The sequence below is a fragment of the Streptomyces sp. NPDC001219 genome, from assembly GCF_053597915.1.
The window spans coordinates 1-13,094 of sequence record NZ_JBSFJF010000020.1 but is presented as its reverse complement, the minus strand read 5'-3'; the positions used below and the strand labels follow the sequence as shown (position 1 = coordinate 13,094).

Sequence of the window (13,094 nt, the reverse complement as noted above, 5' to 3'; positions counted from 1 at the left end):
AGAGCCCCGCCATGCGGAAAATACTCATCGTCGGAGCCGGCCAGTCCGGTCTCCAGCTCGCCCTGGGCCTCCAGTCCCAGGGCTATGAGGTCACCCTCATGTCGAACCGCACGGCCGACGAGATCCGCGCCGGCCGGGTCATGTCGACACAGTGCATGTTCGACACCGCGCTCCAGCACGAGCGCGACCTCCAGATCAACTTCTGGGAGAGCCAGGCCCCGCGCATCGAGGGCCTCGGCGTCTCGGTCGCCGCGCCCGGCAGCCACGAGGCGCCCGAGGGCTCGCAGCGCGCCATCGACTGGGTCGGCAAGCTGGACGGCTACGCCCAGTCCGTCGACCAGCGGGTGAAGATGGCCGGCTGGATGGAGACCTTCGCGCAGCGCGGCGGCCAGCTCGTCATCCACGGCGCGGCCGTCTCCGACCTGGACTTCTTCGCGAGCCGCTACGACCTGACGCTGGTCTCGGCCGGCAAGGGCGAGCTGGTGTCCATGTTCGGCCGCAACGCCGAGCGTTCCCCGTACGACGCCCCGCAGCGCGCGCTGGCCGTCGCCTACGTGCACGGTCTGGGCCCGCGCCCCGAGCACCCCGACTTCGACGCGGTGCGCTGCAACCTGGTGCCCGGCGTCGGCGAGCTGTTCGTCATGCCGACGTACACCACCTCCGGCCGAGCCGACATCCTCTTCTGGGAGGGCATACCCGGCGGCCCGCTGGACGTGTTCCAGGGGGTCAAGGACCCGGACGAGCACCTCGCCGTGACGCTGGAACTCATGGAGAAGTTCCTGCCCTGGGAGTACGCCCGCGCCACCAAGGCCGAACTGACCGACGCCAACGCCACGCTGGCCGGCCGCTACGCCCCCACCGTGCGCAACCCCGTCGGCCGGCTGCCCTCCGGCGGCCTGGTCCTGGGTGTCGCGGACGTCGTGGTCGCCAACGACCCGATCACCGGCCAGGGCTCCAACTCGGCGTCCAAGTGCGCCGCGTCCTACCTCGCCTCCATCGTGGAGCGCGGTGACCAGCCCTTCGACGGGGACTGGATGCACACCGCCTTCGAGCGTTACTGGCGCACCGCCCAGCACGTCACCAAGTGGACGAACGCGATGCTGGCGCCGCCGCCGGAGCACATCCTGAACCTCATCGGCGCGGCCGGTCAGCTGCAGCCGGTCGCCGACCGCTTCGCCAACGGCTTCAACGACCCGTCCGACTTCGAGAACTTCTTCTACGAGCCGGAGAAGACGAATGCGTATCTGGGGTCGTTGACGACGGGCTGAAAACCACCTGCGGTGGGGGCTTTCTTCCCACGTGCGCCGGGTGGCACCGCCGTGGTTGCCCCTCCCCACCTTCGGTGGGGAGGGGTGTTTTTTTGCGGGCCGGCGGCGCGGCGCGTGGTTGCGTCGTGGTGCCGGTGACGGGCCTGGTGGGGGAGTGGGGCGGTTTCGCTCGTGGCGCGGGGCCGTTGGCGGGGTTTGCGTCAGGGGCGCTGTCGGCTCAACGGGGCTTGCGCCAAGGCCACCTGGGGCCCTCGTTCGGGTCCTTGCCCTCCGGGGCGTACGCGTACTTCCAGCCGCTGGGGAGGCCCAGGCGGTTCACCCGGGCCGGGACGCGCCGGTAGACGTGGACCGTGGGCGGGCGGTCGTCGTCGGTCGGTACCGGGACCTCGTACGTCTTGGGCGGCTGGCCGGTCGCGCCGACCAGGACGGGCAGGACCCGGCCGTCCAGCGGGCCGCCGACGAAGAGGGTGTTCTCGCTTCTCACGCCCTCAGTGTCACACCGCGCGGAGCCGGTGGCGGCTCACAGGAGATGTGCGGCGTCGCTCACGACGGGCAGGGTGCGGCGGGCCAGGTCGCCGGCCGGGCCGTCGGAGGTCTCCAGCCTCAGTGCCGCCCGGGTCACCCGGGCGGTCTGCGGGTCGCCGGCCGCGGTCGCGGTCAGCAGCGCGATGAAGTGGTCGACGAGCCAGTTCCGCAGCTCGTCGAGGGCCGGCTGCTTGTCCTCGTCGAGCCAGATCAGCGAGGCGGCCTCGACCGCGGTGATCCACATCCGGACGGTCATCCGCAGCCGCAGGCCCGGCGCCGGTTCGCCCAGGTGCCGCAGGATCTGGTCGGCCGCGGCCCGCCGCACCTCGTCGACGATCGCGGTCGTACGGGTGGTCTCCACGACGCTGCCGCCCTGGAGCAGTGCGCTGAACCCGGCGTCGTGCTCGTCGACGAACGCCAGGTAGCGGTCCAGCGCGCGGGACAGCCGCTGGGTGAGCGGGCCGGTGTCCGGCTCGGCGAAGCAGCGCTCCAGGATGTCGGCGGCGCTGCGCAGCGCCGCCTCGTACAGCTGCTGCTTGCCGCCGGGGAAGTAGCGGTAGACGAGCGGCCGCGAGACCCCGGCGGCCAGGGCGACGTCGTCCAGGGAGACGTCCTCGGGCGCGCGCTGGGCGAACAGGTCCAGCGCGGCGGTGAGCAATTGGCTGCGGCGCTGCTCCACGCTCAGCCTGCGATACGCGGGTCGGGGTACTGCTGGGGCGGTGCCGCTGCCGTTCATGAACAGCAGCGTAACCGGCCCGGATGTCGGCTCGTACAGGTGCTCGGGGTGTACCGGGTCCCCGCGGTCCGCTTCAGGCCAGGAGGCCCGAGCTGCGCCACAACCGGCGGCCCACGCCCCGCAGTACGCCGATCTCGTCCAGGAAGTCGGTCAGCCGCCGGGCGCCGGACTGCATCACCTCACGGCGGTGGCCGCTGGCCCTGACCTGCGCGACGGCCTCGCGCCGGTCCAGCCCGACCCGGGTGTAGACCGCCGGGTTGACGAAGGAGACGGAGAACACCCGGGCCGCCTCGCCGGAGCTGATGCGGGTCAACTCCCGCTCCCAGCGCGGCGCGGTGACCATCTGGCGGCGCAGCTCCTCACGGGCGTAGCGCACATGCCGGGCCTCCTCGACGACATGGATGCGGGTCACCCCGCGCACGATCGTCTGCACCCGCTCGTCCGGGAAGGTCAGCCGCTGCATCCAGTCCAGGATCTCCTCGCCGAAGGGTGCAGGCGAACGAGCCCGGGGTGGTGGAGACCGTCTTCAGGACGCGGGCGAGGTTGTGGTTGAGCCGGGAGACCGGGTACGCCGGTGCGCCGCCCTTCTGGATCATGCGCGCGAACATCTTGGAGTGCCGGCACTCATCGGCGATCTCGGTGAGGGCGTAGCGGACGTGCGCGCTGGTCACGGGCTTGTCGTAGATGTGCCGGACGAGCAGCTGCATCAGGATGATCTCGAACCAGATGCCCAGCGAGGCGAGCGAGGCGGCCTCGTGCCGGGACAGGTCCTGCTGCTGCTCCGGCGACATCTTCCGCCACAGCGGGGTGTCGTAGAGCGAGACCAGCTCCGGCGGCCAGAACCACTTGCCGTCCTCCAGGGGCGCGTCCCAGTCGAGTTCGGTGTCGGGGTCGAAGGAGTGCTTGGCCGAGGAGTCGAGCAAGCGCTCGGCGACCTGCTCCCGGTCCTTGAGCAGACCGAGGGCGTCCCGCAGCACTTCGGTGTCCGTTTCGGTCATGGCGGTGGGCGCGCTCGTCATGGCTGTGCTACCTCGCTCCAGGGGTTCGGGGCCGGTCCTGCCCGCGGTCACCACTTATGAGACTGCTTGTCAGCAAGCTCGTCAATCCCCTGTGCACGACTTATTGACCCGCCGGTAAGAAGCGTGTGAGCCTGCCAACGACCGCCCATGACAAGGCTTTTGGCGAGCCGAGGAGGCGTACGTGTCGACCCGAGATCTCTACGTCCAGGACCCAGGCGACCCGGTGTGGAAGGTGCCCGCCACCGGTGCGGCCCGCTTCAGCTGGGACTACGACGACGGACGCGACCGGCTGCTCGCGCTCTACCAGAAGGGCAAGGACAAGCAGTGGGACGCCACCCTGCGGATCGACTGGGACCAGGAGGTGGACCCCCACGACCCGCTCGGCACCCCGGACGAGTCCATGTCCCTGTACGGCACCAGGTACTGGGACAGGATGACCGAGAGGGACCGGGGCGAGCTGCGCCAGCACTACACCTCCTGGCAGTTCAGCCAGTTCCTGCACGGTGAGCAGGGCGCGATGGTGTGTGCGGCGCGGATCGTCGAATCCGTCCCCGATCTCGACGCGAAGTTCTACTCCGCCACCCAGACCATGGACGAGGCGCGGCACGCGGAGATATACAGCCGTTTCCTCCAGGAGAAGATCGGGATGCTCTACCCGGTCAACGACAATCTCCAGGCGCTGCTGTCCGACACCCTCCGGGACTCCCGCTGGGACATGCCGTATCTCGGTATGCAGGTGCTCATCGAGGGCCTGGCGCTGGCCGCCTTCGGCATGATCCGCGACACCACCACCAAGCCGCTCCCGAAGCAGATCCTGGCGTACGTCATGCAGGACGAGGCGCGCCATGTCGCCTTCGGACGCATGGCGCTGCGCGACTACTACAAGCAGCTGACCGATGCCGAACTCCGCGAGCGCGAGGAATTCGTCATCGAGGGCTGCTATTTGATGCGCGACCGGCTGCGCGGTCTGGAAGTCCTGGAGAACTTCGGTATTCCGCATGACGAGGCCGCCGAATTCACCGAGCGCTCCGAGTTCCTGCATCTCTTCCGCAAGCTGCTGTTCAGCCGGATCGTGCCTTGTGTGAAGGACATCGGCCTGTGGGGCGAGCGCCTTCAGCGCGCCTATGTCGACATGGGCGTCTTCGAGATGGGCGACTCCAACCTCGATCTGCTGATGGCCCAGGACGAGGAACTCGCCGAGAAGCTGGACGCGGAGCGCTTCGCGGCCGAGGAGGAGGCCCGTACGGCGGAGGTCGCGGCGGCCATCGCCGAGGGCGCGGAGAGCTGACTCCCGGGGCGCCTGCGGCCCGTCCGCGGCCCTCACCCGGCCGTCAGGGTGTCCCGTCCTGGACTCCGGCGGCCAGGAAGCCCCGCATCCGGCGGCCGAGTTCCCCGGCGTCGGCGTACGGCAGCGAGTGGTGGGTGGCACCCGGCAGGGTCGCGATCCGTACGCCCGGCAGGGTCCGTTCGGCCCGCGCCGCGACCCGGTGCGGCCGGTGTGTCCGGCTGTGCCCGGCCAGGAGCAGCAGGGCCGGCACGGCCACCCGTCCGGCGTCCGGCCGCGGCCCCGTGACCACCTTCGCGGTACGGAACGCGACGGCGCCCAGGCCCATCAGCCGCACCAGCGCGGGCGCCGGCGGCGCGCCCCGGGTCTCCCACTCCAGGAACCGCCGGGTGCTCCGCTCCCCGGGCCGTACGAACAGCGGCAGCGCCCGCAGCAGATACGACGGCCGGAAGCCCGCGAAACACTGGGTCGGATCGAGCAGCACCAGCCGGTCCACCCGCTCCCCTGAGGCAGGGCCCTGGGTAGCGGTGTGCACGGCATAACTCAGCGCGAGCCAGCCGCCGTACGAGTGCCCGGCCAGCGCCGCCGAGGTCAGCCCCAGCCCGCGGAACACACCGTCGAGCCAGTCGAGCAGATCCGCCGGCCGCCGCAGCGGCCGCCCTGTGTGCGCGCTGGACCCCGGCCCGCCCATCTGGTCCACGGCGTACACCCGGTGTGTACGGGCGAGCGGGCCGGCGAGGGCGTACCAGACGGCCGAGGTGGTGCCGCCGCCGTGCAGCAGCACCAGCGGCGGACCGTCCGCCGGGCCGCAGACGGTGACCCGGGTGGTGCCGAACTCCGAGGGCAGGTCGAGCCGTTCCACCGGCACCGGCCACAGCGCCATGGCCTGCTCGTAGGCCGCACGGAAGGCGGCGGTGCGGACTGCGCGGGCTCCCGGGGCTGCGGAGGCTGCGTGGCGCTCATCGGCGCAGGCTAGCTGCATACCGCAGCTTTCCGTGCGGGTGTCCGGGACGGGGACCCCGGCGGCCCGGCCCCCGGCTACCGCGGGCCGGGACCGGTGGTCGTCACGGCGCGGACAGCCCCAACAGCGCCCGCACCCGCGCGTACTTCGCCGTCAGCCGCTCCCGCGTCGGCGCGTCCAGGACGGCCAGCCGGTCCGGATCGGCGTTGTGCGCGAGATCGGACTCCTTGACCAGCAGCGCCCCCGGCGTGGCCAGAATGCGGGCGGTGTACTCCTCCACCGGCTCGCCCGCCCGTTTGGTGACGGCCAGGATCATCGCCCTGACCTCCTCGCTCAGCGCCGCACCGGCCAGCCACTCCTCGCTCAGCGCCCCGTCCTCGACTGCGTCGTGCAGCCAGGCCGCGGCGATCTGCTCGTCGCTGCCGCCCCGTTCGCGGACGCCCGAAGCGACCGCGGCCAGATGCTCGGCATACGGGCGGCCCGCCTTGTCGGTCTGCCCCGAGTGCACGCGCCGGGCCAGCGCCTCCACTTCGGCCAGGGACAGCAGCGGGGGCGGGGCGGGTTCCATGGGCGGGATCGCGTCAGCCATACGGCCATTGTGACGCGCGGACCGGGCCCCGGGCGAGGACCGGCCTCAGCGCAGCGCCGCCGCCATCACCGCCCGCGCGATCGGCGCCGCGCTCCCGCCGCCGCTGATGTCCGCCCGGTCGGCGGCCGCGTCCTCCACCACCACGGCCACCGCCACGGCCGGTTCGTAGCTGTCCTTCGCCCGCGCCCAGGAGATGAACCAGGCGTACGGCGTCCCCTCGTTGCGCACCCCGTGCTGCGCGGTGCCCGTCTTGCCGCCGACCGTGACGCCCTTGAGGGCGGCCCGTCTGCCGCTGCCGTGCGCGACCACGTCGATCATCATCTCCTGGAGCTGCTGTGCCGTGACCGGGCCGATCGCCTGGCGCGTGGGCCGGTGCGGACCGTCCGCGATCATGACGCCCCTGGCGTCGGTCACCCGGTCGACGAGGGACGGCGGCGCCAGCCGGCCCCCGTTGGCGACCGTCGCCGACACCATCGCCATCTGGAGCGGGGTGGCCGTGGTGTCGAACTGCCCGATGGCGGACAGCGCGACCTGCGAGGCGTCCATCCGGGTGTCGAAGTTGCTCGGCGCGACCGGCGAGGGGAGGCGCAGCCCGGGGTCGTTGAAGCCGAACCGGCGGGCCATGCCGGCCATGTCCCGCAGCCCGATCTCGGCCCCCAGCCGCGCGAAGACGGTGTTGCAGGAGGCCCGGAAGGCGTCCTTGAGCGGGGCGTCCTCGCAGCCCTCCGCGGCGTTGCCGAGCAGGGTGGCGGTACCGGGCAGGGGATAGGGGTCGGGCGAATCCGTGGGGGCCTCGATGTCGGTGACCTGGCCGCTCTCCAGCGCGGCCGCCGCGGTGACGACCTTGAAGGTGGAGCCGGGCGGATAGGTCTGCTGGAGCGCCCGGTTGAGCATCGGCCGCTGCCGGGCGCCGTTCAGCCGGTGCCAGGCCGCGCTGACCCCGGCGTCGTTGCCGGACAGTTCACCCGGGTCGTACGACGGCGTGCTCACCAGCGCCAGCACCCGCCCCGTACGCGGCTCGATCGCGGCCACCGCGCCCTTCTTGCCCCCCAGCCCGTCGAACGCGGCGCGCTGCATCCGGGGGTTGATGGTGGTGTGCACGCTGCCGCCCGGCCGGTGGGTGCGGGTCAGCTGGTCCCACCAGGGGAACGTCGCGAGCCGTTCGTCGAACCCGGAGAGCACCCCGTCCTCGGCGTTCTCCAGCAGCGAGGTCCCGTAGACCTGCGAGGAGTAGCCGGTGACCGGCGCGTACAGCGGCCCCTGGGTGTAGGTGCGCTCGAAGCGCAGCCGCCCGCCGCTGTCCCGGGACCCGGTGACCGGCCGGCCCGCGACGAGCACGGCACCGCGCGGCTGCTCGTAACGGGCGATCGTCCCCCGGCGGTTGGCCGGATTGGCGCCGTAGCGCTCCGTCTCGAAGACCTGCACCCGCGCGGCGTTGACCAGGAGCGCGACGAGCAGCAGGAAGGAGAACGCGGCGGTGTGCCGAATACAGCGGATCAACGGCCGGCCTCCGGGGAGGGGGCGTCATCGGGGGCGGGCGGGGGTGGTGCCGTCCTGGGCGGGGACGGGGGCGCGCCGGGTGGGGACGGTGCTGCGCCAGGTGGGGACGGGGGTGACGGGGGGCGGTCCTGCGGCTGGGGGCGGCTCTGCGGCTGTGTACGGGGCTGGGGCCGGTCCGGCGTCCGGGGCTGGTTTGAGGTCGGGGGCTGGGGCCGGTCCGGCGTCCGGGGAAGGTCTGAGGTCCGGGACCGGTCCGGGCCCGGTGACCGTGTCGGCTTCAGGAACCCCACCACCCAGCTCCTCGCCCCGAACCCCGCGCCCCCACCGGCCTCATACGCCCCCTGCCCCCTCACCGGGCTCCCCTCCGGCCCGCCCGACGGCCCGGCGCCCGCCGCCGCCCCGGCCGACGGGGTCCCCGCCGCCGCCCTTCCCGACGGGGCACCCGCCTCCGCTCCGCCCCGGCTCCCCGCGCCGCTCCCCGCCGTACGTCCCGTCCCGCTCCCCCCGCCGGCCCCCGCAGCACCGCCGGCAGCGCTCCCCGCCCCGCCGCCCTCCGCCCGTGGCGTCCGGGCCCGGTCGCTGATCCGCAGCAGCAGCGCGATGATGATCCAGTTCGTGACGACGGACGACCCGCCCTGCGCGAGGAACGGCATCGCCATCCCGGTGAGCGGAATCAGCCCCGTCACCCCGCCCGCGATGACGAAGACCTGGAGGGCGGGCAGCGCCGCCAGCCCCACGGCCAGCAGGCTGCCGAACGGATCGCGCAGCCCGAGCGCGGCCCGGTAGCCGCGGGCCACCAGCAGCGCGTACAGCAGGAACAGCGCGGTCAGCCCGGCCAGCCCGAGTTCCTCACCGAACGTCGCCAGGATGAAGTCGGACTTCATGGCGAAGCCGATGAGATACGAGTGGCCCTGGCCGAGACCGGTGCCGAGCATCCCGCCGGCGGCGAACGCGAAGAGCGACTGGGCGAGCTGACCGGGCCCCCGGCCCGCCGCGATACCGGCGAACGGATGCTGCCAGTCCTCGACCCGGCTGTGCACATGCGGCTCCAGCGTGCCGACGGCCGCCGCCCCGACGCCGGCCAGGACCAGCCCGATCGCGATCCAGCCGGTCCGCCCGGTGGCCACGTACAGCAGGACGACGAAGATGCCGAAGAACAGCAGCGAGGTCCCCAGATCGCGCTCCAGGACCAGTACCGCGACGCTGACCAGCCAGATCGCGACGATCGGTCCGAGCACCCGGCCGGTGGGCAGCCGCAGCCGCCCCATCCGGCGTCCCGTATGGGCCAGTGCGCTGCGGTTGGCGGCCAGATAGGCCGCGAAGAAGACGGTGATCAGAACCTTGGCGAACTCGCCCGGCTGAATGGAGAATCCGGCGATCCGAATCCAGATCTTCGCCCCGTTGATGGCGGGGAAGAGGATCGGCGCGGCCATGAGCAGCAGCGCGAGCGCCGCACAGACATAGGCGTACCGCTGGAGCACCCGGTGGTCGCGCAGCAGCACCACCACCGTGATGAAGAGCCCGACGCCGACCGTCGACCACATCAGCTGGGTGGGCGCGGCGTGGTCGGCCGGGGTGTCCAGGTCCAGCCGGAAGATCAGCACCAGCCCGAGCCCGTTGAGCAGCACGGCGGTGGGCAACAGCAGCGGATCGGCGTACGGGGCGCGGAAGCGGACGGCCAGATGCGCCAGCAGCGCGAGCCCGGCGAGCCCGGCGCCGTACCGGACCGCCCCGCCCGGCAGCGCATGCCCGCGGGCCAGGCCCACCACGAGATATCCGCAGACACTGATCAGGACCGCGCCTGCGAGGAGGGCCAGTTCGACACCTCGTCGCCTGGGCAGCAGCGGCAAGGGTGGGGGAGTGTCCGCCGGGCGTGCGGCCGCCGCCCTCGCCAGTGCCGTCATGCCTGGCAACGTAGCAAGCGGAGGTCGTTATTTCCGTTATGCCGGATACGACGTTCGGGGTGTACGCAGTCGGCCGGTCCCGTAGGGAGCGCCCCGCCGTACGTGCCGCTCCGCCCTCAACACCAGCGCGGAGCGTCCCCGTCGTTCACGATGTCGCGCTTCGAGGACCAGACGTACGAGGCGTCGCTGAGCTTGTACCAGACCGGGTTGCCCTCGACGCGCTGCCCCTTGAGCCGGCAGGTGATCCCCACGACGTCCCCGTACTCCTTCAGGCCGATCGCGCTGAAATCGGTGCTCGGCCCGGTACGCAGCACCAGCCCCTCCTTGGCGACGACCCGGCCCTCGTACTCGGCGAGGCCGTCCCGCTCGTCGTCATCGGCCGCCGGCGCGGGTCCGGCCGCGAGCATCCCGGCCAGCGCACCGGACAGAAAGCAAAGGGCGAAGGTGCCGAGTTTGCCGGACTTCGACTTCGGAAACATGCGCTTCCTCCTGCGAAGGGGAGAGTCCCAGGGGAGTCCCTGTGGGGTGCGTGGAGCGGGGTCGCCGGGCGTCACTCGATGGACGGGCCGGGGCCGACGCCCCGCCGGTGCGGTGCCTGCCGCACCCTTCCCTGGCTGCGAATGCGGCCTCTCTGTCGCGCGCCGCCCTCTCGCGCCGCGCCGTGCCGCCTGCCTCGCTCCCCTCTCACGCTAAGGAGGGAGCGGAGAGTCCGCAACTCATCACGCTGAGTGACTTCGCGTCGAGGTCGGCCGTTCTGCCGCCGGGAGGAGTTCGAATCCAGGGGCGGCAGGGGGCCGTCATGGCGGGGAACGCCCAGCGGTCCGCAGGAAACTCCGCATGGGGTTTGGTGCGGGGCTCCACATGGGCCCGGAAGGGGATACCGCACCCATTTCCCCCGGCTCGCACCCCCCGGCCGCCCCCGTACTGCGCGCAACTCGCCCTCCCCGGGGTGTCATTCGCCACCCCGTGATACATGTCGACGGACATAGGTGACGATCCGGCCTGCCGGAGATGCCAGTTCGCCGTCGCGCACTCCTGGAGCGCCGGCGCCGGGTGCGCGGGGCGGCGGGTGCTCGTTCAAGAGGGGGTCAGGAAAGGGTCAGGTAGGGACCAGGGGTGAGTCAGGGGCGAACCAGGGTTCCCTCAGGGGCATACCGGGTTGTTCCGTGAACGCCGTCAATGGCACTTTGTAAACTCGTCCAGACCGAACAGAAGAAGAAGGCCGAGGCCGAGCTCGTCACGCTGATGCGGACGACCGAAGACTCCGGTCGATGGCATGGACCTGTGCCATGACCACCGCAAGCGAGGGGCTATGGCGTACGTCACACCCGTGCACGCCGAGTGGGGGTTCCGTGCTGTCCCGGCCGTCTTGGGCCGCCGAGCGCGGGTGACCGTCCCCCTCGACGAAAGGCAGTATTAGCGTCATGACGACCCTCCGTTCCCGGATCATCGCCTGGGCCGGCCGTATGTATCTGGCGAGAACACAGAAGAAGGGCTTTGACCTATCTCGAATGTCCTTCCTGCCCGAGTCCGTCCTGATGCCCTTGCGGCGTGACGGCCTCAATCCGGTGGGTGATCTGGCGGCCGTGCGGGAGCGGGAGCCCGTCAGCAAGCTTCCCGTGCCGATAGCCGCCAACGTCTGGCTGGTCACCGGCTACGACGAGGTCAAGGCGGTGCTGGGCAAGGCCAGTGCCTTCAGCTCGGACTTCACCAACCTCGTCGGCAAGGCCGGCGCCGGGGCCGAACAGAACCCCGGTGGACTCGGATTCGCCGACCCGCCCGTGCACACCCGGCTCCGCCGGCTCCTGACCCCCGAATTCACCATGCGGCGCCTCGGGCGGCTCACCCCCCGCATCCATGAGATCGTCGAGGAGCGCCTCGACGCGATGGAAAAGGCGGGAAAGAGCGGCGACCCGGTGGACATCGTCCACTCATTCGCCCTCCCCATCCCCTCCCTCGTGATTTGCGAACTCCTCGGCGTTCCTTACGAGGACCGCGCCGATTTCGAGCGTCTGAGTGCCGCGCGATTCGACCTTTTCAGCGGGGCGAACGCCTCCTTCGGCGCCATATCCGAATCGCTTTCCTATTTCCGGGACATCGTCAAGAAGCAGCGTGAGAACCCGGGCGACGGCCTGCTCGGCATGATCGTGAAGGAGCACGGCGACTCGGTCAGCGACGAAGAGCTGGCGGGCCTCGCCGACGGTGTCCTCACCGGCGGCTTCGAGACCACCGCGAGCATGCTGGCCCTCGGCGCCCTGGTCCTCCTCCAGGACCCGAAGCACTTCGCGGCCCTGCACGACGGCGATGACGTCGTCGAAAGCTATGTCGAGGAACTCCTCCGTCACTTGACCGTCGTACAGGTGGCCTTCCCGCGCTTCGCCCGCGAGGACCTGGAAATCGGCGGCGTTCAGATCGCCTCCGGAGATGTGGTGCTGTGCTCACTGAGCGGTGCGGACCGGGACGGCAAACTGGGCCCGGAAATGGAACAGTTCGACCCCACTCGCAATGTCCCCTCCCATCTCGCCTTCGGCTACGGAATTCACCGCTGCGTAGGCGCCGAACTGGCCCGCATGGAACTCCGTGCCGCCTACCCCGCCTTGGTGCGCCGCTTCCCGAACATGCGCCTCGCCGCCAAGCCCGAGGACCTCGAATTCCGCAAACTCTCCATCGTCTACGGAATCGAGTCCCTGCCGGTACACCTCAACGGCTGACCGCGCACCGGCCCCACGTCCTCCGCTGACCGGGCACTTGGCCAAGACGCCGGGTGCCCGGTTTTGCGGTACTCGGGCCACCACCCGGTGAACGGCCAACTGCCACAAGGCGCACAGCGGTTCCGGCCGTCACCTCAGGCACTCCCGGGCCATGCACGCGACGGCGACCGGAACGTGTCCCCGCGTGCCGCGCTTCGGCCCCTGGCCCCTGGACCCGCCCGGAACCACGGTGAGTATCCGACGCCGTCGCGGAAGGCCCCCCGGGCCTCGCCATCGAGGGCGCGTCCGCATACGAAAAGACCCCGCCCAGCATCTCTGCTGGCGGGGTCCTCTGGCACCTCTTCCAAGGTGCCCCCGGCAGGATTCGAACCTGCGCACACGGCTCCGGAGGCCGTTGCTCTATCCCCTGAGCTACGGGGGCTTTGTCGCTGTGTGTTGCGGCGACGGGTAGAACCCTACCAGCTCTGATGGGGTGTTCATGAACAGGTTTCGCGGGAGGCGGGGCGCGGTGGCGCGGAGGGACGGCCGGGGTCTCAGGGCCGGTCCGGCGGACCCCGGCCCGGGGGGGCCGGGGGGGGCCGCAGGCCGGGCGGGGT

Annotated in this window: 9 protein-coding genes, 1 tRNA gene and 2 pseudogenes; 3 read left to right on the top strand and 9 right to left on the bottom strand. The window is 71.4% G+C overall.

From position 1 onward, the window contains the following. Nucleotides 1-11: 11 nt before the first annotated feature. Nucleotides 12-1,268: a styrene monooxygenase/indole monooxygenase family protein gene (locus tag ACWC9R_RS15455; RefSeq protein ID WP_450731899.1), complete on the top strand. Its 1,257-nt coding sequence runs from the start codon at nt 12-14 to the stop codon at nt 1,266-1,268. A gap of 217 nt (nt 1,269-1,485) precedes the next feature. Here the strand turns inward: ACWC9R_RS15455 and ACWC9R_RS15450 are convergent, their stop codons facing one another. From ACWC9R_RS15450 to ACWC9R_RS15440, 3 genes and pseudogenes are all read right to left on the bottom strand, one after another. Beyond that, nucleotides 1,486-1,752: a hypothetical protein gene (locus ACWC9R_RS15450; protein WP_450731897.1), complete on the bottom strand. Its 267-nt coding sequence runs from the start codon at nt 1,750-1,752 to the stop codon at nt 1,486-1,488. Between the two features lie 36 nt (nt 1,753-1,788). After that, entirely contained in the window at nt 1,789-2,529 is a 741-nt protein-coding gene (locus tag ACWC9R_RS15445) for a TetR/AcrR family transcriptional regulator (RefSeq protein ID WP_450731895.1), read from the bottom strand. 73 nt (nt 2,530-2,602) lie between these two features. Then, nucleotides 2,603-3,527, bottom strand: a pseudogene (locus tag ACWC9R_RS15440) (AurF N-oxygenase family protein). A 202-nt stretch (nt 3,528-3,729) separates the two neighbouring features. Here ACWC9R_RS15440 and ACWC9R_RS15435 point away from each other — a divergent pair. Then, on the top strand, nt 3,730-4,836 hold the full coding sequence (locus ACWC9R_RS15435) for a ferritin-like domain-containing protein (protein ID WP_450731893.1): 1,107 nt from the start codon (nt 3,730-3,732) through the stop codon (nt 4,834-4,836). 43 nt (nt 4,837-4,879) lie between these two features. On the opposite strand, the gene ACWC9R_RS15430 is transcribed toward ACWC9R_RS15435, so the two are convergent. The 5 genes and pseudogenes from ACWC9R_RS15430 to ACWC9R_RS15410 all read right to left on the bottom strand — a co-directional run bounded on the left by ACWC9R_RS15430 (nt 4,880) and on the right by ACWC9R_RS15410 (nt 10,266). Then, the gene (locus ACWC9R_RS15430; RefSeq protein WP_450731891.1) at nt 4,880-5,815 is read right to left on the bottom strand and encodes an alpha/beta fold hydrolase; all 936 of its coding nucleotides are present in this window, start codon (nt 5,813-5,815) and stop codon (nt 4,880-4,882) included. Nucleotides 5,816-5,897: 82 nt separating this feature from the next. After that, nucleotides 5,898-6,383 (bottom strand): HD domain-containing protein, encoded by a 486-nt coding sequence (locus ACWC9R_RS15425; protein ID WP_362614129.1) that lies wholly within the window; start codon nt 6,381-6,383, stop codon nt 5,898-5,900. A 45-nt stretch (nt 6,384-6,428) separates the two neighbouring features. Further along, entirely contained in the window at nt 6,429-7,883 is a 1,455-nt protein-coding gene (locus ACWC9R_RS15420) for a penicillin-binding transpeptidase domain-containing protein (RefSeq protein WP_450731889.1), read from the bottom strand. 551 nt (nt 7,884-8,434) lie between these two features. Continuing rightward, nucleotides 8,435-9,787 (bottom strand): annotated as a pseudogene (locus ACWC9R_RS15415) (FtsW/RodA/SpoVE family cell cycle protein); the annotation flags it as partial. 116 nt (nt 9,788-9,903) lie between these two features. Next, nucleotides 9,904-10,266 carry a hypothetical protein gene (locus tag ACWC9R_RS15410; RefSeq protein WP_450731887.1) on the bottom strand — a complete coding sequence of 121 codons (363 nt, stop codon included), beginning with the start codon at nt 10,264-10,266 and terminating at the stop codon, nt 9,904-9,906. A gap of 945 nt (nt 10,267-11,211) precedes the next feature. On the opposite strand from ACWC9R_RS15410, the gene ACWC9R_RS15405 reads away from it, so the two are divergent. Then, nucleotides 11,212-12,498 carry a cytochrome P450 gene (locus tag ACWC9R_RS15405; protein WP_450731885.1) on the top strand — a complete coding sequence of 429 codons (1,287 nt, stop codon included), beginning with the start codon at nt 11,212-11,214 and terminating at the stop codon, nt 12,496-12,498. Nucleotides 12,499-12,847: 349 nt separating this feature from the next. On the opposite strand, the gene ACWC9R_RS15400 is transcribed toward ACWC9R_RS15405, so the two are convergent. Beyond that, nucleotides 12,848-12,919: transfer RNA gene (locus ACWC9R_RS15400), tRNA-Arg, on the bottom strand. Nucleotides 12,920-13,094: the final 175 nt, after the last annotated feature.